This is a genomic window from Eubacterium sp. ER2, from assembly GCF_000765215.1.
Classification (GTDB): Bacteria; Bacillota; Clostridia; order Lachnospirales; family Lachnospiraceae; genus Claveliimonas; species Claveliimonas intestinigallinarum.
This window is the reverse complement of record NZ_JPJE01000027.1, coordinates 24979-50300: the sequence shown is the minus strand read 5'-3', so window position 1 is coordinate 50300 and position 25322 is coordinate 24979. Positions and strand designations below refer to the sequence as shown.

Below are 25322 nucleotides of genomic sequence, written 5' to 3'. Positions count from 1 at the left end.
CCTTTCTCTTAACCAAATAATCCACTCAGAAGCGGGATCAGTTGTGTTCCGATCAGGATAACACCACCACCGCTCATCAGCTGCTTAATTCCCTGGGATTTTGCACCCGGGTTGTCGTTTCCATAACCTTCCATCAGGTTGATTACGCCCCAGACACCAAGACCGGCACCGATTGCAACGACCAGTGTCTGAAGGATATTGATTGCACTGCTAAAAAAAGCCATAATCAAATGTATGAACAAACGCTTTTTCTTATGGTCTGTAAGCGTTTGGCTCTACTCCTTTCCCTTTTATTCAGACCTTTTTGTACCCTTATCAGTAGTAGCAGGGTGCTCGAATTCTTTCTTTCATATCAGTCCTCACCTTCCTCAGCTTCAATCACTGATACGTCTTCTTGGGTTACAGTTACTTCATACATTTCAAATTCTGTATCTTCCGACAGCACCAGTCGGTGTGCCAGATACTTTTCGACATCAAACGCATTATTCTTATTGAAATCGGCAAGTTCCTTGTACCGTTTGTGCTTTGTGATGTCATATTTGTTGCTTAAAAACGGCCGGACTCCTCGAAGCTGTAAGATACATTTTTCTCCATCCATGACCGCCAGCTCATCTCTACTCATCAGTTCTTTTCCTGTCTTTTGATAGTTCAGTCCATAGGACCGGTTGCTGCCTCTGGTGTCTGATGTGTTGTAAAGATCAATGGTTTCCCTTCCCAGAGTTTCTGATATTTCTTTCAGTGTGGAACTTTCCTTTCCACCAAGGAAAAGAACAGTGTCACAGTTACCTGTGATCGTCTCTGCAGCATCCTTATAGATGGTTTTCAGCTGAGATTGTGACTGCAGAATGATAGAAGCGGAGATTTCCCTGCTTCGGATCGTAGCAATCAACTTGTCGAATTTTGGAATCTGTCCGATATTGCTGAACTCATCAAGAAGCAGCCGTACATGATAGGGAAGTCGGCCTCCATGCTCATCATCCGCTTTATCACAAAGCAGGTTAAAGAGCTGGGTGTACATGATTGCTACCACAAAGTTGAATGTGTCATCTGTATCGCTGATGATGACAAACATAGCTGTTCTCTGATCACCGATCATATCCAGTTCCATTTCGTCATATGACATGATTTCTCTTAGTTCCTGAATGTCAAATGGTGCAAGTCTGGCACCACAGGAAATCAAAATCGACTTCGCAGTTTTGCCGGCAGCAAGCTTGTACTTGCGATATTGCCTTACTGCAAAGTGTTCCGGATTTTCTGCTTCCAGTTCTTCAAACAATTCATCCACTGCATTTTTAAATTCTTCATCATCCTCCCTGGTCTCACTGGCGTTGATAAATTCCAGCAAAGTAGAAAAGTTCTGTTCTTCCTCCGGTGCCTCATACCAGATGTATCCGATCAGTGCAGAATACAAAAGACGCTCGGCCTTGACCCAGAAATCTTCCGTTGATTTTTCGCCCTCACCCTTGGTATTTGCGATAATGGTATTGACCAGCTTTAAGATGTCTTTTTCACTCCGGATATAATGGAACGGATTATAATGCATGGACTTTTTAAAGTTGATCGTATTTAATACCTTGATCCGGTATCCTCCATTTACCAGCATCTTCCCGCATTCAACGATGATCGTACCCTTTGGATCAGTGACCACATAGGATACGTGGTCCGTCATCTGCATAAGATTGGGCTTCACATAGAATCTTGTCTTACCGGATCCGGAACCACCGATGACGATCACATTTTTATTTCTGGCATACTTTGGGGCTTTTGGCCGGCTGTTCATGGTCAGACGTTCCGTTTCTGTGAGGATGACATTGTTTTCAAAGACCGGATCCATGAAGGGTTCGATATCTTTTCTATTTCCCCATCTTGCGGATCCATACTCCACACCCTGCCGGAACTTCTTTGCATTTTTAGAACGATAGTAGACCACCAGTTTTAATGCACCTGCAACCAGAACACCTACCGTAAGATCCTGCAAAGCGATACTTGGCAGCCAGCTTAAAAATGCCAGTCGGAAATTGACTAACATCACGCCAAGTCTCTGGACCATGCTTTCTCCCAGGCAATGTCGGTACAGCCAGGATCCTTTATCTGCTACATAGAAGATAAAGAAATATGGGAGATTTAAGATCACCAGCCGTTTGATCTGGACCTTCTGTAATTTCTCCCGCATCATCGTTCCTGACCTCTGGATTTTTGTCTCTGCTTCACACGCTGGCGGTGCTTTGCTTTTCTTTCTACAGATTTCTGCAGTTTCTTTCTGACAGATGGTTTCTTCACCTGTTTCTTTTTCAGTTCTACTCCGGCATATTCCCGGAAAGCCGCTGTCATCACATCCACATCTTTAGCCTTAAAGAAGACCAGATATTTTGGTGGATCCGCACCGACTTCTTTTTTCAGGCTGTAATCAATCCCGTACTTTCTTGCCACACGGTCAAAGGATTTGATATTTTCATCTGTGATCTTTATGTTGGAAAGCTGTACTCCCTGTGCATTCAGCTGCTTGATGGTCTGCTTTCCATGTGGCTTTTTCTTTTCAATCTTTTTTCGGGCTTTTTCCCTTCCTTTCTCCTGGGCCCGTCCGGTCTTTTCAGCCATTTTCACCTGCGTTGCTTTCTGTTTCCTCCGGTTGTCCATTTCCAGGAACTTCCGAATGGCTGCTTTTAGCACACTGGCAGTGATCTTGACTCCCTGGATGCTCAGGCTGATCACTTTCTGATTTACTTCTTCCTGCAATTACCCACGTCCTTTCTTTCCTTTCATTTCAGAATGAAGACGGGCAATACAATATCCGATGCATGGAACATGTTTTCCATACGGACAGCCACCACATGGTGTCGTTTTTACTGCTTTTTTCTTTTCCGAAAGCAGATAGTGGCACTGTTTCAAGCTACAGCCTTTCTTTTTACCTTCCCACCAGTAACAGTACTTGCAGGACCATGGCTTTTCTTCGCTGTACTTTCTTCCCTCAATAGCTGCATTTGGTTCTATAATTAGATCTTTATTTGTCTTCATTCTGTTCTTCCTCTTTTCTCATGATTTCTGTCAGTTTTTTCTCTGCCTGACTTCCGGCAGCAATGAGACAATACAAAACTGTAAATATTGCCGCTGCTCCCAGAAGAGCAACAAAAATAATGATATTTCTCATGGTTTCTCCCATCTAAAAAAGCGTCCACAGATTCCTTTCGGTTTCCATGAACGCTCATTCTTATTTGATTAGTGTTTCTTTTTTCTCATAAATGCAAGGGCTCCTGTACCAGTCGCACCAATGCCGAGAAGTATAAACCACAGCCACAGATTGGTGTTATCCCCAGTCTTTGGTGAATCACTGACAGGTTTTCCACCATCCGGTGTCTTTTCTGCCGGTTTTTCCTCATCTACCATGGTTACATGCTGTACTTCACTAGTATCCTTTACTTCGAATTCCACATCTTTTGCAACCAGATAGCCATCCGGTGCTGTTTCTTCACGGAGAGTGTATTTTCCGATCGGAAGCATTTCGATATAATGTGCTTTCTCTGTACTGGTCCAGCTTTCGACAACTTTTCCATCCTGATCAAGGATTGTGAGTTTTGCTCCTGGAAGTTCTTTTCCGGCGATATCCTGTTTGGAGATTTTCACCTTCGTCACATCATCCTTCATCTCGACTTTCTGCACATCGCCAGTATCTTTGATCGTGAATTTCATGCTTTCAGCTGTCACATAACCATCGGCCGGTTTTGTTTCAACCAGTGTGTATTCTTTTCCGACAGTCAGCTCACGGATCACATGTGCTTCTTTACCGGAAGTCCATTCATCCACGATATTTCCATCAGCATCTACCACTTTCAGCTTACATCCTGGAAGTTCTTTTCCGGTTGTCAGACTGGATTTGGTAAATTCTACAACAGTTGGCTGATTTTCAAAGGTAAAATCATAGGTTACAGTCGGCTGCTCCTCACCTGCATACTCAAAGGTAAATTCCTTTTCTTCATCGTTGGTTACAAATCCGTCCGGTGCATAGAGCTCTTTTACATAGTAAGTTGCTCCTATTGGAAGATCTGCAACAAATGTGATCTTTCCTTCTTCATCCGTAGATTTCAGTTCAATGATCTCATCGGCTTCGATCAGGACTTTACCAGTTGTCTCAGACTTAATGTCTTCTTTGGCAAATAATCCAAAGATAGCTCCTTCCAGTGTACGGTCAGAATCTTTTTCCTTCTTAAGTACACTGACTTCTACTCTCTGACGGTTGTTCTGCCAGTCTTTGTCATAGACTACAACCGGTGTATCCTGATCCACGTAAGTCAGATCTACATGACGGATCTCACCATCCAGTACATGACCGTAAGCAGTTCCTGTTTCTTTCACATAGTATTTACCAAGTGGAAGATTTTCCAGTTTTGCAATACCGGTTTCATCTGTCTTGATCGTTGCGATCAGTTCATCCTTTTTATAGTAATCGTCACTGACGCCATCGGCAGCCTTAATGTCTTCCTCAGCATAGACTTCAAACGTAACATCTGTCAGCTTTCCGGTTACATAGTTGAAAATGTGTTCCACCACACCTTTGACCTTATCGGCCAGTGTAACAGAATCCAGGAATTCTCCCTTTTTGTTGATGATGAGTTCACCAACCGGTACCTCGTCCTTCATTTCCACTTTCTGAACCTCTCCGGTATCTTTGACTGTGAATGTCACATCATTGGCTACCAGATAACCATGCGGTGCAAACTCTTCATGTAGGGTATAAGTCTCACCCACTTTCAGATATTTGATCACATGTGGTGCATCTTTGGAAGATGTCCAGCTATCTACTACATTTCCATCTTTATCCGTTACTTTCAGATAAGCTCCATCCAGTTCTACACCGGTTGTTGCATCTGATTTTGTGATCTCAACAGTTGTCGGCTGGTTCTTCTTTAGGGATTTTAATGTTACTGTCTGTACATCCTGCCCCTGATAAGAAGCATCAAATCTCAGTACTTCATCCGAAGATACGAATCCATCTGGTGCTTTCAGTTCTTTTACATAATAGCTTCCAAGTGGAAGATCCAGTGTACATGCTGCCTGACCTTTTTCATCAGAAGTCATTTCCTGTAAAAGAGTATCTGCTTTGACGATCACTTTTCCATCTTTCGTCTGAATGTCTTTTGCATTGTAAATACCGAACACTGCTCCGGCTACTGTATTGCCTGTCTCAGCATCCTGTTTTTCGACAGTAATCGACACTTTCTGTCGTTCATCTGTGACAGAGATTTCTTTCTCGATCACTGCAGTATCCTGATCCGCATAAGCAAATTCGACATTTTCCGGCACAGTATTTAATACATAAGTGTCCGGTGCATTCTTCTCTTTGACATAGTATCTGCCAAGTGGAAGATTCTTTACGGTTGCATAACCATCTGCATCCGTTGTGACGGTTGCTACCAGTGCATCCTTTGCAAAATACAGAGTTCTCTGTCCATCTGCATCTACCTGATGATCGGCAGTATAGATATCCTCTGCCGCATAGACTTCGAATTCTGCTCCTGCAAGTCCGGCCATTTCATACTGGAAATCCTTATCAAATCCCTTTAACACTTCCCCCTGTTTATAGATCTTTAACTGACCTTTGACCGGGGCGTTGGTATATTCCACATCAATGACTGCATCTCCTGTGACAGGATCGGTCAGATAAGCAGTATCTGTATCAACGGCAACTGTCACATAGTTTTTGGATATTGTGTACCCATCGGGTGCCGTCACTTCCTCAATCCGGTAGTTACCAGGTTTCAGATTCTTTGGCAGTACCAGGTATCCTTCCTCATTTGTGAAATAAGATTTGTGTACTGTTGGCTTCGGATAGGATGTTGTCTGTTCCACATATTTCTGATTATCCAGGTCGTATACCTTGAACTCAGTATTGGCCAGGAGTACAGATTTCTGTGTTTCTGCATCCTTTTTGATGATCTTTAATTTTGCTTTGAATTCTTTATCCAGAAGCACTCGCCATGTCTGCGGTGTATCCGGATGATTCTCTGTGATCTTCACTACAAAATCATCAACCGGTGCATAGTTGTGTTTGCTTGTGGTCTCTCTTACCACATAAGTTCCATATGGAAGCGGAATCGATTTTGCATATCCTTTTTCATCGGTAAACATTTCTGTCTGGCCATCTGCAGTCAGTACAACTGGTCTGGCTGAGTCAAAATCGTAACTTCCATCTGCTTTTACTTTCAGATCACTGACAAGCCATGCTGAAAAACCAACTCCCTGCAGAAGATCTGCATCGGTCTTCCCATTGTTTGCTGCCTTGATGATCTGGAACGGCTGCTTGATGACGGTTTCTTTACATACAGAAGTTCTTTCTACTGTCGGAACAGTAGCACCTTCGTAAGTACAGTCCACATCATGTTCTGTCGGATCCAGTACATATCCCACCGGAGCACTAAGCTCTTTCAGATAATACTTTCCAAGATAGAGATCCGATACAGAAGCTTCGCCATTCTTATCCGTTGTCAGGGATGTGATCAGGGTGTCTTTCTTATAGATTGTTCCGGTTCTTCCATCCGGATGAACAATGTCTTCCCTTGCATAAAGACCATATACCGCACCTTCCAGTGTTGCATCACCCTGGGCTTCATTGCCTGTCTCAGCATCCTGTTTTGCAATGTTGAACTTTGCATTTACTCGTTTGTCCGTTACATTTTTAGTCGTTGTCTTTCCGATAGCAAGAGTCACATTATAAGACTTTGTATCGATCTGATACCCTGTTGGAACAGAGATTTCTTTCAGATAAACAACTTCCTGTGTCTTTTCCATTGTGAGCTGTGAAGCACCATTCTGATCAGTTGCAGGCATCTCTGCAATCAGCTTTGTACATGCAGCATCGGAATAGATCCCGTACACTGCACCAGCCAGTGCGTTGCCTGTATCCTGGTCTTTCTTTACAATGGATACCTTGCATTCTTTTGTCCAGGTTACTTTAAAATCCACATATTTCTCATTTCCGACACCTTCACCGAAAACAAGAGCCAGGTCCTGTGTTCCAGATCCTGTTACAATCTTGTAAGCAGAGTATTCTTTATCAATGCTTCCCTTCATCCGAGAAGGAAATGTAGCACTGACGCTCTCTGCCTGATCAAGTGATGCTGTCAGATAAAACTGTGTACCTCCACTGATTTCTACACTTGCTCCTGCAGCACTGGTTTTACCGGTTGTCACATTTACAAGCTTTACACCGCTTGGCAACTTAAATGTGATTGTCTGCAGTTTATCTGCTTTGAATGTGATCACGCTTGTTCGCTGGCTGTTTCCTTCCACATAAGCCTTTACATTAGATTCGGAAAAGCTCATATCTACAGACGGAATGTCCGGCATATTTACACAATAATTGTAAAGCTCCATTGCCAGGTTCTTTCCTGTTGCATTAGTTCCGGATGCCCAGTCACTGGATCCATTTGCATAAGCTGCTGCAAGATGGGTAATGATGAATCTCTTTCCTGCCGGAAAATCCGGATGTTTCTCATCGAAGAAATCATTCTCATCACTTGCTTTTGTTCCGTAATAGCAGACCTTTGCAAGTGTCTTTCCATCGGCAAGTTTCTGGATTGTATAAGTTCCATTTCCCGGTCCTTTTTTCGATGGTTCAACACAGTATGCTGTCGCATTGATGCTTCCCCATTTCACATAATATGGACAAGTCAGATAAGAACCTAATCCATAATCTGCGTAATAGTACCAGGAACCGGCTGTGACTGTGACTGATTTTGTTCCTGTTTCACCGGAAGCAAGCATCATTGGCATATCAAAAGTAATACTTTCGCCTGCTTCAAGATCTGCAAGAGCAACTTCCTGGTCAACAGCTTCCTGCATAACCTCTGAGAGTGTGATCCCTGTTTCCGGATCAACGGTCTCCTGATTCTCCGTTGCTTCGATCTCTGCATCAAATTCTTTTTCTGTCAGTTCTGTTTTGCTCTCCGTTTTAGCATCACCAGTTTCCTCTGTAGACGAGCCAGCCTCAGAATCCTCTGTTTCTGTCTCATCGGAAGAACCAGCATCCTGATCAGAAGAACTTTCTGACTGCGAATCTTTCTGCTGATCCGCTTCTTTTACCACGATCTTTCGATTGATCTGGTAGGTTGGGTGATCCGTTGTCTGTGGTTCTACATAATAGACTGCCTTATAGGAATTGGCATAATCGGTAGAAAAGTCATTCCCGTCCGTATCTTTTGCTTCCTGAAATGTAACTTTTACTTTGCTGTCATCCTGGATCGTAAGACCGGTATAATCACTCTTTACATCGAAATTGTCTCCAACCTTGATCTCATAATCCTTTGCAGTTACCACTTCATCTTCATCCAACTGATCCTTGATCTCCTCATAATACGGAATCTTTTTTACAGATCCGGCATCATCAGAAGCATAGGCAACAGCGGGAGAGAGTACCGTCGATAGAACCGTTACTGCAGTCAGTAAACCGGACATCACCCTGCGTGCTTTCTTTTTCACGTTCATTCTCTTAAATCCTTCCTTTCTGATTTTTTTGTGTATGGTTATCTGTTCGTGTCTGCGTATTATCTTTTATACGAAGATGATCGCCTCCTTTCCTGAAATTTGCGCTATTTGGGACAGTCAGCACAAGCTGAGATAACAGCACAAATATATGGCGGTACCTGTTTGTCACAAATACCGCCACATGATTTCTACTGTCATCCTCTTTTCAGATTCAGACATTTTATTTTGATTTAAGATTTAAGCGTTTTCCTGTTTTCTTTCCCGGATCCGTTCCTATATCAGTTTCCATCTCTGATACGTTTTCTTCTGGCAGACACGCAGCTTTTCGCTCTATGCATGTTCAAACCGAATATCACTCCGGGCAGGCTATTCATTTTTCAAGGTACATGAAGGTGTTCTATGCAAACCCTTCATATAACGAAACGCTCAGAGCCTGTTTTACAGTGGTCTAATTCAATTTTTTTAAAATTCTTCGTTTTCCGCCTTTTTTTTCATCGTTTTTAATGCCCTGTTCAGGAGGTCATTTACACTCTGCTGTTTGATTCCCAGATAATCTGCAACATCCTGCTGACGCATTTCCTCGAAATAAACCAGATTGAGTACCGTCTTTTGTCTCTCTGTTAACTCTTTGATCAAAGCGTTTAGAATTTCTCTGTCGATAACATCGTCAACAAAATCTTTTGAAGATCCTCTCATAATCTCCGCATCATCTGTAACATCGCTGTTAGAAAACACACCATGATTGGTGCTGATTTTGCTCTGGCTGTATGCCATACGGTCTTCAGCCTCCATCAGCAGACGGATATACCAGTTTTCATTATCAAAGAACTCTTTATTGAATTCCTTGTTATCGCCAGTTACACTCACATATTCATAGTCATCACAACTATGAAGCGGAAATACGGTTGATTGATTTCCTGCTGTATAAAGTACATATCCGTGATCATAAACAGAGATTGTTGTATCTGCATTGATCATTTCCTTTACTACAACTTTGTGTTCCTTCAAGGATTTCACGCTTGGGATTCTCTTCTCCACATCAGCAACTTTCACGATTTTTTTCAGTTCTTTTAATGTCAACATAAAGACCACCTTTCTGCCTTTCGGCTCCGGGTGGTCCATTCCATCTTTTATGAAATTTCTGCACAGACATAAAGAACTGCAGTACAAGAGGTCACGAACTCACCCGTTTTTTTTGAACGGGAGTCCGCGACTCCTTTGTAACGCATGTATCTGCGTTTAGATTAAGTTTGCCAGATTGCCTGGCTTATTCAGTTGCTATGTGCATCTTCTGATTTATTCTCTGCTTGCTCTTTGCGAAACATGGAATAATCGCCCATAGCATCGTAAGGACAATGCCTTACAAATTCCTGGTATTCGATTTCAGTCATCTTTGCTTCCTCCTTTGTGTCATATTATCAAAATCTCTCTCTGCAATTATTTTTGCAGAAGAGAATTCAACCTCTATATAACGAAACGCTGAGAGCCTGTTTTACAGTGGGGTACGACAAAAAATTTAAAAATTTTTTGAAATACATCAAAAAAGCCCGACAAAACAAATACTTCAACAATCTCCAAAACCAGAAAATACTTCTGATCTTGCAGTGTATCCGTAAATGTTTTGCCGGGCTCTTAGTGATTCCAGTCAGATTCAGCTCCTTGACAAACTCTTACTGTCTGGTGCGTTCTTGATGGTTCCTGCCAAATCCAACGCTTACTACAGACAGCTCATTCTATTCTGTTATGATCCCTGATTCATCATCTTTCGGGAATACGTCCGCATCCTGGACTTTAATTGTTCATCTCTGATGTGGATCGGACGAACCGACACCATATCATCCTTTACAAATATCTCCAATGTACTGCGACATTTTTTGCACTCCACTTCTGAATCGCTTTGTGCGCTCTTTTCAATAAATGCTCCGCATACAGAGCAGTGTACATGCCATTTAATAGCACCTGATCCCATATAGGCTTCCTCCTTTAAGCAATAAGATATTTCTCCATTTATTACTCAACGGACCAAAGGGAAATCAAATCCGCCTTATGAGCATCATGCCATCCATTCCGTAAGTGCCAAAGCTACACGAACAGCACGATTTTTATTCTGATCAGATCTGCTTTGTCGATCTGTGCATCCTTTTTTATCCTTCCACCAGCTACCACACACTCTTTCCGGTATAAAAAATTCCGCTGTGATTAATTAACATGATATTTCAATAGTTTCAAATACATCACCAGTCAGATCACAGATGTCCTGGATCTGAATCTCAGTATCATCGATCCGTAAGTGGACTGATGGATCAAAAAATTCTACGGTTCCGGATAATGTATGGTACTGGCCAACTGACGGATCCTTCCAGGATTTTTGAAAATAAGTTGCCTGTATCTTCATCCCATATGCCAGGATCCTTAATTTCATATCCAGCTCATTTTTCTTTTCTTCGGATAAATCTCTTTTCGATTCGTAAATGATTTCCTGTTGCCGGATCGTTTCATCCAGTCCACGAAGTGCCGCAAATGGAGCAAACTGTTTTGCCCTGCGTCCTACATCCATGGGATGTCTCCTGGAAACCGGTCTTGATAAATATAAATACGGTTGATATGCACTTGCCAGCACTTTTTACACCTCCTCTAAGCACGGTGACCACCTATTTGTTCATTGCGTTCTCGATAAGTAGAACACTCTAGCAGGTTAGATCCACGCATGATCGCATTCTTTCCATAACGCTGCTTTACATTCAATACTGCTTCCTGTAAATGCCGTTCTTTATCGGTCTGTTTTGGATCATCAAACAGGCTGTACTGCACATAATTTTCAGGAGCAACCCTATTCGCACACACCTCGATTCTTCGAATTCCGGTATATCTGTCCGCAATCCTGAGATATAAATCTTCCACTGCATCTATGATCTTTTTGGAACTGTTACTTTCTCTTTCGAGTTTTACGGTTCCTTTGGATGCCTCATGCTCATACCTGTGGTCATATGCGATCCATAAGGTGAGAGAGCTTGTCACCAGTCCTTTTTCAAACAGATCCAGGGCCAGGTTGTCTGTCATTTCCCTTACGATTACAAGTGCTTCTTCAAAAGAATAATTTCGCATCAACACCTGACCATTTGAAAGGCTGTGTTCCTCCGAATGATAGTTCTTGATGTCACTCATCCGGCATGTTTCATAGCCCCATGCATGATCAATCAACAGCTCTGCATCAATCCCAAACATCTTATACAGCCAGTCTTCGGATCTTAAAGAAGCCATTGCGATATCGCCCATCGTATGAATCCCGTAACCGGCCAGTTTTTTTTCAGTCCGGGATCCAATCCTCCAGAAGTCACTTAATGGTTTATGATCCCATAGCTGCTCTCTGTAAGAGAATTCATCCAGGATTCCAATATGGTCATCCACATGCTTTGCTACAATATCCATTGCGATCTTAGCAAGATACAGATTGGTTCCCACACCAGCGGTTGCAGTGATACCTGTTTCCTCCATAACCTCCTGCATAAGCTTTACCGCCATTTCTTTTGCAGTGAGATGATAAAGCTGCAGATAGTTTGTCACATCAATAAAACACTCATCGACACTGTACACATGGATATCTTCTTTTGAGACGTACCGCAGATAGATTCCATAGATCTTTGCGGAATAATCCATATACAGCTGCATCCTTGGCATGGCTGTGATGTACTTTACACAATCCGGTATCTCATGAATCCGGCACCGGTTCTTGATGCCAAGAGACTTCATAGCCGGAGTGATTGCCAGGCAGATTGTTGACTTTGATCTGGTAGGATCTGCAACCACCAGGTTTGTTTTAAATGGATTCAGCCCACGTTCTACGCATTCTACAGAAGCATAAAAGGACTTCAGATCAATACAGATAATAGAAGTCTGATCCTGACTCACATTGCCACCTCCCATACGTCTTTCCTCTTTTTGTAACATGTATCCCATTTTGACTATCAATGATTGTCTATCCTTCCTGTTTTCATTGAATTACAGGAAATTCATTTCACATATCCATTGACAAAAGAGGAAATATTGTGTATCTTATAGGAAAGATGTTTCCCTTATCTGTGATTCACATTATAGGAGAGATATTTCCCTTTGTCAAGATTAATTTTTATTTTTAAGGAAACACATTTCCCGTTTTGCCTTGAAGCGGCTAATGAAACTTATAAGACAAGGCTTAGAAAGAGGTATGTTTATGACATTCGGTGAAAAAGTAAGATCATTAAGAAAAGAAAAAAAGATGAGTCAGCAGGAACTGGCCAGTATGGTTGGTGTTTCATATAGGACTATTCGATCCTGGGAAGTAGAAGGACGTTTTCCAAAACAAAATGTTCTGTATCAGAAACTGGCAGATGCATTACAGTGTGACGTTTCTTATCTCATGAGTGAGAATGAAGCTTTTATCACAGAAGCATCCGAACAGTTTGGTAACCGTGGTGCCAGACAGGCTCAGCAGATTTTGGAACAGGCTGCAGCTATGTTTGCCGGTGGATCACTGACAGACGAAGATAAAATAGCTTTTATGGATGAGATCCAGAGCCTTTATCTGGATTCCAAAAGACGTGCAAAGAAATTTACACCGAAAAAATATCTGAAAAACCAAGAGGAAAAATAATAGAAGGCGGGATTATTGTACACCTAATCTGTTACCTTATAGTTACAAGGATATTTCTGCCCTTTTATTTTTTACTTTTGAGGTGATTTTATTTGAGAAACACTTACATATATACAGAAACAAAGAAATTAATCAAGAAATATGGAACCCGAGATCCATTTGAGATCATGGATCAAATGAACATTGTTGTCGGGGAAACTTCCAGATATAAGACACTGAAAGGATATTGTTTTATGAGCTGCAAGACGATCTATGTCATGATCAGCAGTTTCCTTTCAGAAGAAGAAAAGATGATCGTTGCCGCCCATGAATTAGGACATATCATCCTGCATCGTTCCCAGCTGAAAATGGCTCCAATGCAAGATGATACACTCTACAATATGACGGATAATACAGAATACCAGGCCAATCTGTTTGCAGCCGATCTGCTGATTGATGATGAGGAAATCGAAGATATGGTTCAGAACGAGGACCTGGATTATTTTGGACTCTGCAGTTCTTTGAATGCGACTCCGGAACTCATGAGCTTTAAACTATACAGCCTGACAAAACGAGGCCAAGCTTATCATATGCCAATGGAGATACAGAGTAATTTCCTGGCGAAATAATATAAGGATAAGCGCATTCTACAATAAGAAAACTATAGATTTATCTCACTGAAAGGGGGATTATTTATGTCCAAACATCATATGGAAAAGCTAACCTGCCCTTCCTGCCATCATGATGGAGATTTTGAAGTCTGGGACAGCATTAATACTGTCCTGGATCCTGAAATGAAGGAGAAGGTACTTAATCAGTCTATTTTCCTTTATACCTGCCCGAACTGTGGAGAGACCTTCCGTTTAAACTACCCTATACTCTATCATCAGATGGAAGATCTTGTCATGATTTATCTGGTTCCTGAATCAGAAGTAGAGAAAACATATGAAATATTTTATGAAAAAAATGCTTTGGCTGATTATCGTACCGAAAAGTACTTAAACCGGATTGTGACATCAGCAAATCAGCTCGTTGAAAAGATCCAGATCTTTGATGCTGGTAAGGATGACAGGATAATGGAACTTGTTAAATTGCTTGCGACAGATTCTATTCTCAAAAATAATCCTGATAAAGAATTTGATGAACTGCGCTTTGCTGTCGACGACGGAACAAATATTCTTATAATCATTAATAAGGGTGAGATCACTGGTGCAGTTGACATTGACAATATGTATGAATTTGCTTCTTCACACTGCACTGATTTCAAAGACCTCCGCGATGATGAGGATATTGTTATCAATAGGGAGTGAATCCTTAACAAACTTACCGAAGCAGAAAACGAATAGTATATTTGGTGGCTACACCCCCAAGCCCCTGTGGAATCAATAACGCCGGTACTGGATATCAAAATCCCGCACCGGCGTTATTGATTGTAATTATCTTACTTTGATATAATCATAAACTGTCAGCTCTGCAAACTGAAAGTTATCTTCCTGCCAAGGATTTTCCAACAACATAAACACCAACCAGCATTTCGCCAATTGACAATCCCAATAGTAAGCCAGAAATAAAGTCCTTAAAATCCGAACCACCAATTGCATATGAAAGAGCCTGTACTGCAATACCCATTACAATAAGCATAATTCCATATAACATATTTTTTTGCTTTTCTAACTCCTGCGTTCTTCTTAGCAAATCTAAAATCTGCTCATCATCATAGGTACGAACACTATTTTCTTCGGATATTTCACCATCCATCAGTTCTGCCACTGTAACTTCAAGTTCTTCGCATAGGCTTTTTACAATGGAATAGTCCGGCATACACTTACCGGTTTCCCATTTTGAAATAGTCTTATTGGAAACACCAAGTTTCTCTGCTAATTGTTCCTGTGTTAGATTTTTCTGTTTTCTCTTTAATGCTATAAATTTTCCTGTAACTAATTGGTTCATATGTATTCCTCCATTCATTTGATGATATAAAGGTACTTCTTTCATCATTGAAATAAAATCCCTTGTAAGTAGAATATGGGTGGAATCTCTGAAAAAAATGGAATATTTCATAAAAAACTCAACAGAAACTTCAAATTTTCCTGTTATACAAACTAGAAGTTATAGTGCAATCTTTTTCCATTTTCTAATCTTGGTTCTAAAGGTTCCGAACGGAGCAACTGTATTAACATGTATGAATTTGTATACTTCCCAGACAGCTGTTTTAGTTGCTTCGTCAGCCCATTTTCTCATATGTGGTTTAAATAATTCTTCATCACTCAGAGAATCAATCATTGCATAAATAGAGTTGATATTCTCATTCAATCTGTCTTTCAATTCTTGCAGTGACAGCTGAGCATATGTATCTGTGAACCATTGATATAATTCGCCAAGCTGATTCCACTTAAAATTATCCGAAGGAGTTTTGACAGGAATACCCTTTCTTTCGTCTGATTCCCATTTAATAACAAGAGTTGTCCAGCCAACCTGATAAGCAAGATTTTCTGCCGGAGTTCGATCGACCTCATCAATTCTCTTATCTTTTAAATGCTCCGGAATATCATTAAATTCTGAAATATACTTTGCAAAGCTTTTATTTATCTCGTTTTTAAGCTCGTCTTTATTCTCATATGTTCTCAATAGTCTATCTCCTCAGCTTCCGATTTTCCAGTTTCAAAAAAAGGATTTTTCAAATTAGTCTTTGCAAATAACCTTTGAACCTTCACCATCAATTACAATTCCCTGATGGTTGTTAATAGGGCATAGATTCAAATCCGAAAACTCAGTCATTATTTTCTCGGTAACTTTCTTAAATGGTGCTGTAAGATAATGCGGAAGAACATAGAAATCAATCAAATCAAGCCCTGCATCATCTTCTTGTGAGTAGTCCTCCGGCTTTTCATCCATTTGCTCGATATATTGGATGCTTGGAGCGCATATAATTGCGCCTGCCGACTCGCCGATCATCAATTTTCCATTTACCAATTCCTTTTTCAGCAACCCATCAGTTCTTGTTTTACGGAGTTGGTCCATAAGAAAGAATTTCCGCCGGTAAAATATATCACATCTGCATCTTCAAAAACAGACTGTATCGTTGAATAAGCCTCCGTTGAAATATCAATTTCAGTTACGATTGCTCCCAACTTTTTGAATAATTTTCGAGCCGAGCCGACATAACCGGTGTAGCCTTCACGCAACGAAGCTGTTGGAATAAATGCGACTTTCTTATTTTCAATTTCTTCTTTTATCAGACTTCCTACACTTGAAAAGTGCGAACATAAAAATAGTTTCATCAATATTCTCCTTTATAAATACCGATTTGCACTTCAAATCGTTTTCTTCATTCTATCACAGCATCTATTATTCTGCCATCAATCTTTCGAACCAGGTATCCATGACAATAATAAACTGGCTTGCCCCTTTCCATTCTTGCAGCATTTCATCCAGAGTTTTGTGCTTCACATATTTCTGTACATACACCCAGGTGGCAACACTGCTGGCCTGAGAAATAATTCCTGCTATAATTTTACGCATAGTTTCTTCAAATTCCGCGATTTCTTCTTTTGGAACGATGTCATAGAGATCTGGAATCTGAAAATCTTCCTTCTCACAATTTTCATCCACATCAATTAGATCTGCCGTCACTCTCTTTCTGGATTCCTCAGGTAATTTCAAATATTGCCAGATCATTGAGACCACTTCGGACGGTGTGTCTTTTTTGATTGGTGGTAATTGTATAAAATCATTCTTTTCACTCATTTTCATATCCTCCTCAAGATAAAATAAAGTCAATAATACATTCTCTTGTCATGTCCAGTACAGTATCTACAACCACTCCTGCAAACAGAATCAGATACAGAATAGTGCTCAGCACAAACAGGAATGCAACCTGAACCCAGTCATGGTAACAGTATGCAGTCGCTATAATCAACAATGTGAATATAAATCCAAGAATTCCTCTGACAACCGCATATGTCTGTACTGTCATCTTCACTGCCAGGCCAATTACAAAAAGGATCAGCCATACCGGCAGTAATAATATCTTCCCAGCAAGTTTTAAAATAAACATGTGCACCTCCTATCTTACCAGTCCTGGCATATCATGGTTCACCTCTGCCTGATAATACCCGTTCATCGTTGACGGTGCATTAAACAGAGCTGCTAATAAATATTTCTTGATGTTCTTCACCTTTGTGGTGTTACCACTCATACAGTGTAAGACATACTCGATATGTGAATAGGTCAGCATCAGAAATTTTTTCTTCACCAGTGATGCCGGATACCAGTTGCTGGCAATCAAGATCTTGTCATTTTTACACATCACAGTCTCTACGATCAGGTTCACGATTTCATCTACCTGCCGCATATCGTCATGATGGGTTACTTCCAGTGATTCATAATCAATGGTCTCTTTGACAAGGTTTTCATAAGCCTGATAATCATCAGAGCGGTTATCGCCATCGGATCGATTCTCATCTGCAGATACGATTTGATTAGATTTATTATCATTCATTTCAGTATCACTAAGATTAGTATTATTAGGGTTTGAAATGTAAACTTCTTGAAGTTTGTTTTCGGGACTTCTAGAAGTTTGATTTTGGGACTTCATGAAGTTTGAAATGTAAACTTCTGTAGATTCCTCATTTTCCACAGAAGTTTGTTTTTTAAACTTCTTTAATTCCTCTTCAAATTTTTTCTCATCTGCTTTCTCAGGCATAAAGGTTTTCACGTAGATAACGTTCACCTTTCCAAATCCCTGTCTGCGTTTCTCAATCAGGCCAATCCCTGTTTCGTCATCCAGTTCTCTCATGGATTTGATGGCTTTATTTCTGCCACAGTTCAGTAATTCCATGATATCTTCGATGGAAAAGTAGATATATGCTCTGTTTTTGTCATCAAACCACTGATTCTTGATAGAAAGAGACATTCGATCCAACATCAGTCCATATAAAATTTTAGCATCGCTCGATAAATCTTTAAAATAACTGTCTGTAAATAATGCTTTTGGTATGCGGTAGAAGCTGAACTGATCAGCTTCGGTACCGTAAAAATAATTAAATGTCATTTTTTTCTCCATAATTTCCTCCTTTCATTTTCTGCTAAGAAGTCCTCTTTTTAAACTTCTTTGACTTTGTTTTCTTAGCTTTTTCTATCCTTAACAGGACTGTTCCTGCATCCATTTTTCTAATAATGATTCAATCACCTGCTCCATATCTTTGGCTGTATAATCATCCGGAAAGTACTTTGTCAGTTTCTTTTCCGAGAATGTGAGAGACCGGGATACTTTCTTTGCCATCACACAGTTATTGAAAATTGATAACATCTGAATCTGATTGATTGGCCCATCATTCAGTTGATTTCTGAGTGATGCAATCTGTTTTGGCTTGATAAATCCAGTGTCGCTAATATATTCGTAAATCCATTCCTGTACTTCCTTATCGATATAGGAGATATTAACAGCAACCGTGAACTGAAGCTTTTTGTTATCTACCAGATCAAGAAGTTCCGGAATTAACTCTGTCAGTCGAATGTAACGCTGAATCTGTTTATAACTTTCACCTGTCCCATCCGCAATTGCTTCCGTTGTTCTTTTGAACTTTGGGACATTTTGTCCCAAAGTCAAGTCTGTCCGAGAACCTTGGTGTTTCATGGCCTCTTGTTTCATTTTGTAAGCAAAAGCTTTTTCACTCGGCAACAGTTCCTCTCGCTGAATGTTAGCGTCCACCATAGCCACAATGGCATCATCATCCGATAATTCTCTTACGATTGCCGGAATAGTCGTAAGTCCTGCAAGCTGTGCTGCATGCATTCTTCTATGACCGGATACCATTTCATATTCTTCATTATCATCCATTCGAAGCAGTACCGGTGTCAGTACTCCATTGATCCTTACACTTTCAACCAGATCCTGCATCTTTTCATCATCCAGCACCTTGAACGGATGATTTTTAAACGGATGGATCTTACTGATCTCTATCTCCATTGCAGATTCTTCATTTACCACACCAAGCAGTTCATCAATACTTGCCAGTTTAATCTTTTCGCCACTTCTATTTTTCATTCTTCAAAACCTCCTGTGTCAATTTCATATATGCCTCGGCAACTTTTCCTTTCGGACAGTGCATGTAAATACTTTTTCCCTCTGCACTTGTCTCAGCAGCTTTTACGGACATCGGGATCACATTTTCAAATACTTCAATCTGGCTTCCGTAGGTTGTATGTACTCTCGATGCAATGTCCCTTGCGTAATTGGTTCTGAAATCTACCATAGTCAACAGAATGCCCTCTATCGCCAGTTTCCGGTTCAGTCTTTTCTTTACTGTAAGAATGGTCTTGATCAGCTGCTGAAGTCCTTTAACAGGCAGATATGCGGCCTGCACAGGTATCAGAACAGAATCAGAAGAGACCAGTGCATTGATCGTCATCATACCAAGGCTCGGCATACAGTCGATCAGGATATAATCGTATCGTGATCTTATCGCATCGATATATTCCTTCATGATCATTTCTCTGCTCATAACATTTCCCATCGTTACTTCCAATGCGGAAAGCTCAATATTTGCCGGAAGAAAATCTACATTTTCCTGGTGATGTAAGATCCCATCTTCTAAAGAGATTTCTTCTTCGTTGATGACATCCATCATGATCGTTGCCAGTGTGATGCGAAGATCATCCGGTTCCTCATACCCAAGACTTGCTGTTAAACTTCCCTGTGGATCCGCGTCGATCAGCAACACTTTCTTTCCTTCTCTTGCCAGTCCAATGCCTACATTTACGGTTGTGGTGGTCTTTCCGACGCCACCTTTCTGGTTTACTACGGATATAACTTTACACATGATTTCTTCCTCCTTTAACTTTCCCATGATTCTTTTTTCCATAATTTCAACAGTGCCAGTATTTCCCGTTTCATCATTGCCGGTGTATAAGAATTTGGAAAATACTTGTGTAACTGCTCATTGGTAAATGCTACTCTGGTGATCTCACCCTTTTTCACTTCACACATAATTTCTTCCATCTTTTCCAGCGATAACTGTTTTTCTTTACTCAGCTGCCGGATCCTCTGGGCCTGTGAGAGTGACGGGATCGCCTGTGCATAATCCATTGCTTTAAGCAGTTCTCTTTGTTCATTTTCTTTCAGTGCTGCTATCTCCACGGCCGGACAAAAAGAAATAATCTCATCATCCAGTTTCTGCAGCATTTCCGGTATAAGCTTTGTCAGTGAGATATAACGCTGCACTTGTTTTGGGCTATCTCCACAATCCTCACTGATGATTTCTATTGCCCGCTTTCTTGGTGTTTTGTGGTCAACTTGGCTCTTTTTTCGACCACTTTTTCTTTTTAATACGTCATTCTTCAGTTTGTAAGCAAATGCTTTTTCACTGTAGCTGATCCGTTCTCTGTGAAGATTGGAATCTACCATGCTCAAGATGGAATCATCTTCACTTAATACCCGGATGATTACCGGTACTTTACGGTATCCCAGTTTCTCTGCAGCATGTTTTCTTCTGTGACCGGATATGATCTCATAGTATCCATCCGGTACCGGTCTGACGATCAGCGGATTTAATATTCCATACTTCTCAATGCTTTCCTGCAGAAGAAACATTTCCTTATCATCTTTCACCTGAAACGGATGCTCTTTGAACGGTCGAAGACGCTCAATCTCAATTTCTATGATTCTTTCTTCGTTTTCTCCTGATTGTCTGTTTGGCTCAGTCATCTTGACTCCTTTCCTCCAGGATTCAGGAACTAAAAAATGCCTGCCTGGAACTTTTATAGATAGTAAAGTTCCAAACAGACATCGCTGTTTGACCATTAGCTGTAGCTAATAGAATTGAATACTGTTTCAGCTAATTTATGTTTGCAGGTTTGGGAGAGATTGTTTCTTTTCCCGCCTTTTCTCTGATTTACATCCCCGAATAAGGGGTGACAACAGAGCGGAACCCAAATGTTAGCTGGACTTCTTAAAACCCATGTTTGCAAACCGGTAATTTTGATTAGCTGTCAGCTAACAAAAATCGGATTGCGTTAGCTGGAAATTGATCATTTTGAATGGAATTTTGTGTCACGAACGTGATTAGAAAATAACAAAAGCGTTCGCTGTCAGCTAATCCAGCTAACATTTTCGAACGCTTTGAAGCCCGTCGCCAAGAGGATTTGAACCTCCGACCCCTCGCTTAGGAGGCGAGTGCTCTATCCAGCTGAGCTATGACGACACATGCCGCAAACCCTTGATTTTACTGGGTTTCTGGGATTTTTCCCTTCGGCCATATATAAGATTATCAACTCTATTTCGAGTTGTCAATCTACAGATTTTTTTGATTTGGTAACATTAGAACGTTCCCCAATTTGGGGAATGCTTTGTTGTCACCATTAGCATTTTTCAGAATAGATTCGAACTGAAAGTTGTTTTTCATTTTTCCCTTTGGGGAATGCCTCGGCTTTCTCTTAGGAGGGATCCGTAATATCCATTTTACTAAGGGAACATAACTGTATTTATACCGTACTTAGATATTTTAGCATCTTGCAGGTCTAAAATCAACAGTTATTTTCAATTTCCGGATCAATTTCTAGAAATTGATCCTTCCCTGGAGCCACATGTTCGCCTTAAACCGGCGTCCCTGGGCCGGTTCGCCGAAGACATTCTTTGCCGGCACGCAGACGTCAAACTCCAGCTCGTTCACATCCAGCTTCATGACATAGAGGTCTTCCCCTGTCTCCTGGTTCTGGATCCTATGTACACTCAGGATTTCCCCCAGGATGGAGTATCTGTCACACTCCACCCCGTAGGGCATGAAATAGGTGTCCACGATGCTGAACACATCCTCTGTCACAAGCCGCCTGGAAACCTTTGTATAGATGTCAATATCGTCCAGAGTCAGACTCTCCATGGCGGCCTGGTCTCCGTTTCTGGCCGCGCTCAGGAGCATCATCCGGTTCCGGGACTCCTCCCGCCTTCTTTGCTCCATCTCCTTGCTCTTCATGACAGGAAGAAGGACGGTGCCGGAATTGCAAAGTCCCGCCAGCGTCACAGAGCCAAACTTCAGTCTGTCTCCGGAGAGCTGTCTCTCCTTGATGTACTCCACAGTGTTCTGCAGGTGGAAGATCAGGCTGACGCCCACCTTCACGTCCTCGCAGATTCCCACATAGGCCTCCCGGTCCATCCGCTTTTCGACGACGATGTCCGCATAGGAGGAGATGCCGCTTCCGATGAAATAGGGATAATAGTACTGTCTGTAAAATGTCTCACGCATATCCATATCCCCGCACACGGCAACTCCTATACCTGCCCCACATTCTCTCTGATATTCGCAGAAGTCTGCCTCCTCGTCAAGAGAAACCAGTTCATGGCAGGTATAGTCGCTTTCTATCCTCTTCAGAAATTCATTTAATTCTGTCCTTGACCTGATACAGCCATAACCAATTGACCTTAAATATTTATGCATCTGTCACCTTTATTTTTTCTTTTCAATCTTATCATGGCCGCCCATGTAGGGACGCAGCACTTCCGGAATTCTCACAGAGCCATCTGCCTGCAGGTTGTTTTCCAGGAAGGCGATCAACATTCTCGGCGGCGCTACTACTGTGTTGTTCAGTGTGTGGGCAAAATATTTTCCGTCTGCTCCCTTTACGCGGATGCCAAGTCTTCTGGCCTGAGCGTCTCCAAGGTTGGAGCAGCTTCCCACCTCAAAATATTTTTTCTGTCTCGGGGACCACGCCTCCACGTCGCAGGATTTCACCTTCAGATCCGCCAGGTCGCCGGAGCAGCACTCCAGCGTGCGCACGGGGATATCAAGAGAGCGGAACAGATCCACTGTGTTCTGCCACAGCTTATCATACCACATCATGCTGTCCTCGGGCTTGCAGACAACGATCATCTCCTGCTTCTCAAACTGATGGATCCTGTAGACACCTCTTTCCTCGATGCCGTGTGCTCCCTTCTCCTTGCGGAAGCAGGGTGAGTAGGATGTGAGGGTCTGCGGAAGCTGATCCTCCTCCAGCATCGTGTCGATGAATTTTCCGATCATGGAGTGCTCGCTTGTACCGATGAGGTACAGATCCTCTCCCTCGATCTTGTACATCATGGAATCCATCTCGGCAAAGCTCATAACGCCTGTCACTACATTGCTTCTGATCATGAAAGGAGGAACGCAGTAGGTAAATCCTCTGTCAATCATGAAATCTCTGGCATAGGCCAGGACTGCGGAGTGAAGTCTGGCGATGTCTCCCATTAGATAGTAGAAACCGTTTCCGGCCACTCTTCCGGCGCTCTCCAGATCGATGCCATTAAAGCTCTCCATGATATCTGTATGGTAAGGAATCTCAAAATCCGGAACTACCGGATCGCCGAACTTCTCAATCTCCACATTCTCGCTGTCATCCTTTCCGATAGGTACAGAGGGATCGATGATATTCGGAATAGTCATCATGATCTTTTTGATGTTTGCCTCCACATCCTTCTCCTCAGCAGAAAGGCTTTCCACTCTGTCGGCGTTGACCTGGACTTTTTTCTTCAGCTCCTCGGCCTCCTCCTTCTTTCCCTGTGCCATGCAGGCGCCGATTTCCTTTGAAATCTTGTTTCTCTCAGCTCGCAGGGCCTCTACCTCCTGCTTGATCTCCCTGTTTCTCTTATCCAGCTCTAGAACCTCATCCACAAGGGGAAGCTTCTCATCCTGGAATTTCTTTTTTATATTCTCTTTTACTACATCCGGGTTATTTCTTACAAATTTGATATCAAGCATTTCTTACACCTCATCCTTTTCACTCTTATTCGTTCTCTTCTTGTTGTCCTTTGTTTCCTTTACATCCATGCTGTAGGCCTCGCTGAAGATCGCGCGGTCAAGAGCCTCCGTCTCCTCTTCTGCCAACTCCACGTAGCTCTCTCCTTTGACGATCTCTTTTATATAGGTATAGCAGCCTTCTCTGCTGTGCATGGCGTTGATCACCCATCCGCTGTTGTTCCCGTCCAGCATGGCCAGGGCAAAGCTCAGTTTGCCGCCCATCTCGTTAAATGCGTCATACTTGACGATGCCGACTTTTTTGAAGTCCTTCTCCATCTTGCGGTAAATGTCCTTGACATCCTGTCTGTTCTGCTTAGTGAGCTTTGCAAGCCCGTCTATCTCAGAAAATTTGGAGAGGAGACTCTCCTCTAAAGTCTTTCCATCTTTCCCCTTCATAAACGAGTTGTAGCTGTTTTTCAGCCGGTCATATTTCATACTGACATTCACGTACAGTACAAAAAGGGCAATGATCAGTATCAGCATAAAAAGAAAGATAAATGCCGGATCAATCCCCAATTTTGCCAAGATTGCGCTTTCCATTAAATCTGTTCTCCTTTTCCTATGGACATGATCATGTCGAACATACGTTCTAATTCCTTGTCCGAATAATATTCTATTTCTATTTTTCCTTTTCCTTTTCCCTTTGACGCCACATGAACCTTTGTTCCCAGTACCTGCTTCATCTTATCTTCTATGTCTTCATATATGAAGGCGTTCTCAACAGCCTTCTTTTCTTTGGGCTTTTTCGGGTTTTTGATCTCCTTGATAAGCTTTTCAGTCTCACGGACGCTCAACTTCTCATCAAAGATCTTGTTGGCCAGTGCATACTGCTGCTCCGGGTCGTCGATGGCGAGAAGCGCTCTCGCATGCCCTGTGCTGATCATATCGTCTATGATCATCTGCTGTACTCTCTGATCCAGCTTCAGAAGACGCATAGAGTTTGTGACAGCCGTTCTGCTCTTTGAGACTCTCTCCGCCACCTCATCCTGCTTCAGGTTGAACTCCTCAAGGAGTTTTTTAAAGGCCATAGCTTCCTCGATGGGATTGAGGTTTTCTCTCTGAATGTTCTCAATGAGCGCGATCTCCAGGATTTCCTGCTCATTATATTCTTTTATAATGACAGGAACTTCCTTTACTCCCGCCATTTTTGCGGCCCGCCATCTTCTCTCGCCCGCAATGATCTCATAGTAATCATTTCTCTTTCTGACGATCAGAGGCTGGAGCACACCGTACTGTTTAATGGAGTCAGCCAGTTCAAGGAGCGCATCCTCCTCAAAATTTCTTCTCGGCTGATCCCTGTTAGGCTCCACCATATTGATCTTCATCATCTGCTCGCCGCTTTTCAGTTCTGCGGTCTCCTCTGCCTTCTTTTTTTCCGTCTTCGGCGTCTTCGCAGATTTGTTATCTGGGATCAGACTATCCAGCCCTTTTCCCAGCCCCATTCTTTTTGCCGCCATATGTTTCCT

Annotated in this window: 24 protein-coding genes, 1 tRNA gene and 1 pseudogene; 3 read left to right on the top strand and 23 right to left on the bottom strand. The window is 41.9% G+C overall.

The features are described from left to right. Positions 1-8 precede the first annotated feature (8 nt). From NI21_RS0109950 to NI21_RS0109915, 9 genes are all read right to left on the bottom strand, one after another. Positions 9-224, bottom strand: a complete 216-nt coding sequence (locus NI21_RS0109950) for a Maff2 family mobile element protein (protein WP_005334815.1) — start codon at positions 222-224, stop codon at positions 9-11. 128 nt (positions 225-352) lie between these two features. After that, positions 353-2176: a VirD4-like conjugal transfer protein, CD1115 family gene (locus NI21_RS0109945; RefSeq protein ID WP_033126085.1), complete on the bottom strand. Its 1824-nt coding sequence runs from the start codon at positions 2174-2176 to the stop codon at positions 353-355. Beyond that, a complete protein-coding gene (locus NI21_RS0109940) occupies positions 2173-2736 on the bottom strand; it encodes a PcfB family protein (RefSeq protein WP_003864610.1) in 564 nt (187 codons plus the stop codon). The genes NI21_RS0109945 and NI21_RS0109940 overlap by 4 nt, the downstream gene beginning before the upstream one ends. After that, positions 2737-3015, bottom strand: coding sequence for a hypothetical protein (locus NI21_RS16400; protein WP_081958036.1), 279 nt, complete (start codon positions 3013-3015; stop codon positions 2737-2739). Then, complete coding sequence (locus NI21_RS16895; protein ID WP_162290843.1) at positions 3002-3148, bottom strand: hypothetical protein; 147 nt, start codon at positions 3146-3148, stop codon at positions 3002-3004. The genes NI21_RS16400 and NI21_RS16895 overlap by 14 nt, the downstream gene beginning before the upstream one ends. Positions 3149-3216: 68 nt before the next feature. Next, positions 3217-8478, bottom strand: coding sequence for an LPXTG cell wall anchor domain-containing protein (locus NI21_RS0109935; RefSeq protein WP_033126084.1), 5262 nt, complete (start codon positions 8476-8478; stop codon positions 3217-3219). A 462-nt stretch (positions 8479-8940) separates the two neighbouring features. After that, positions 8941-9561 carry a sigma-70 family RNA polymerase sigma factor gene (locus NI21_RS0109930; RefSeq protein ID WP_226820970.1) on the bottom strand — a complete coding sequence of 207 codons (621 nt, stop codon included), beginning with the start codon at positions 9559-9561 and terminating at the stop codon, positions 8941-8943. Positions 9562-10681: 1120 nt separating this feature from the next. Beyond that, complete coding sequence (locus tag NI21_RS0109920; RefSeq protein WP_033126082.1) at positions 10682-11035, bottom strand: hypothetical protein; 354 nt, start codon at positions 11033-11035, stop codon at positions 10682-10684. A gap of 77 nt (positions 11036-11112) precedes the next feature. After that, the gene (locus NI21_RS0109915; protein WP_033126081.1) at positions 11113-12435 is read right to left on the bottom strand and encodes a DNA repair protein; all 1323 of its coding nucleotides are present in this window, start codon (positions 12433-12435) and stop codon (positions 11113-11115) included. Between the two features lie 253 nt (positions 12436-12688). Between NI21_RS0109915 and NI21_RS0109910 the strand changes: the two genes are divergently transcribed. From NI21_RS0109910 to NI21_RS15880, 3 genes are all read left to right on the top strand, one after another. Beyond that, positions 12689-13108: a helix-turn-helix domain-containing protein gene (locus NI21_RS0109910; RefSeq protein ID WP_033126080.1), complete on the top strand. Its 420-nt coding sequence runs from the start codon at positions 12689-12691 to the stop codon at positions 13106-13108. 167 nt (positions 13109-13275) lie between these two features. Continuing rightward, on the top strand, positions 13276-13716 hold the full coding sequence (locus NI21_RS0109905) for an ImmA/IrrE family metallo-endopeptidase (RefSeq protein WP_005423556.1): 441 nt from the start codon (positions 13276-13278) through the stop codon (positions 13714-13716). A 66-nt stretch (positions 13717-13782) separates the two neighbouring features. Continuing rightward, complete coding sequence (locus tag NI21_RS15880) at positions 13783-14397, top strand: CpXC domain-containing protein (RefSeq protein WP_052084039.1); 615 nt, start codon at positions 13783-13785, stop codon at positions 14395-14397. Positions 14398-14572: 175 nt separating this feature from the next. Here the strand turns inward: NI21_RS15880 and NI21_RS0109895 are convergent, their stop codons facing one another. From NI21_RS0109895 to NI21_RS0109830, 14 genes and pseudogenes are all read right to left on the bottom strand, one after another. After that, on the bottom strand, positions 14573-15037 hold the full coding sequence (locus NI21_RS0109895; protein ID WP_002594658.1) for a helix-turn-helix domain-containing protein: 465 nt from the start codon (positions 15035-15037) through the stop codon (positions 14573-14575). 159 nt (positions 15038-15196) lie between these two features. Next, positions 15197-15715, bottom strand: coding sequence for a ClbS/DfsB family four-helix bundle protein (locus NI21_RS0109890; protein ID WP_033126079.1), 519 nt, complete (start codon positions 15713-15715; stop codon positions 15197-15199). Positions 15716-15769: 54 nt separating this feature from the next. Next, a pseudogene (locus NI21_RS15875) lies at positions 15770-16368 on the bottom strand (Type 1 glutamine amidotransferase-like domain-containing protein). 67 nt (positions 16369-16435) lie between these two features. Continuing rightward, entirely contained in the window at positions 16436-16834 is a 399-nt protein-coding gene (locus tag NI21_RS0109880) for a hypothetical protein (protein ID WP_330376624.1), read from the bottom strand. A 13-nt stretch (positions 16835-16847) separates the two neighbouring features. Further along, positions 16848-17144: a hypothetical protein gene (locus NI21_RS0109875; protein ID WP_029471075.1), complete on the bottom strand. Its 297-nt coding sequence runs from the start codon at positions 17142-17144 to the stop codon at positions 16848-16850. 9 nt (positions 17145-17153) lie between these two features. Then, positions 17154-18152 (bottom strand): DUF6017 domain-containing protein, encoded by a 999-nt coding sequence (locus NI21_RS0109870; RefSeq protein WP_033126077.1) that lies wholly within the window; start codon positions 18150-18152, stop codon positions 17154-17156. A gap of 78 nt (positions 18153-18230) precedes the next feature. Then, entirely contained in the window at positions 18231-19136 is a 906-nt protein-coding gene (locus NI21_RS0109865) for a ParB/RepB/Spo0J family partition protein (protein WP_029471074.1), read from the bottom strand. Further along, positions 19126-19911, bottom strand: coding sequence for a ParA family protein (locus tag NI21_RS0109860; RefSeq protein WP_033126178.1), 786 nt, complete (start codon positions 19909-19911; stop codon positions 19126-19128). The genes NI21_RS0109865 and NI21_RS0109860 overlap by 11 nt, the downstream gene beginning before the upstream one ends. A 14-nt stretch (positions 19912-19925) precedes the next feature. Continuing rightward, on the bottom strand, positions 19926-20795 hold the full coding sequence (locus tag NI21_RS0109855; RefSeq protein WP_029471072.1) for a ParB/RepB/Spo0J family partition protein: 870 nt from the start codon (positions 20793-20795) through the stop codon (positions 19926-19928). Between the two features lie 422 nt (positions 20796-21217). Continuing rightward, positions 21218-21291 (bottom strand) — tRNA-Arg (locus NI21_RS0109850). Positions 21292-21645: 354 nt separating this feature from the next. After that, positions 21646-22521, bottom strand: coding sequence for a DUF3881 family protein (locus tag NI21_RS0109845; protein WP_033126075.1), 876 nt, complete (start codon positions 22519-22521; stop codon positions 21646-21648). Positions 22522-22530: 9 nt separating this feature from the next. Further along, the gene (gene serS, locus NI21_RS0109840) at positions 22531-23817 is read right to left on the bottom strand and encodes a serine--tRNA ligase (protein WP_033126074.1); all 1287 of its coding nucleotides are present in this window, start codon (positions 23815-23817) and stop codon (positions 22531-22533) included. Positions 23818-23820: 3 nt separating this feature from the next. Beyond that, complete coding sequence (locus tag NI21_RS0109835) at positions 23821-24396, bottom strand: DUF4446 family protein (RefSeq protein ID WP_033126073.1); 576 nt, start codon at positions 24394-24396, stop codon at positions 23821-23823. Next, positions 24396-25313, bottom strand: a complete 918-nt coding sequence (locus NI21_RS0109830) for a ParB/RepB/Spo0J family partition protein (protein WP_033126072.1) — start codon at positions 25311-25313, stop codon at positions 24396-24398. Before NI21_RS0109830 ends, NI21_RS0109835 begins: the two co-directional genes overlap by 1 nt. Positions 25314-25322: the final 9 nt, after the last annotated feature.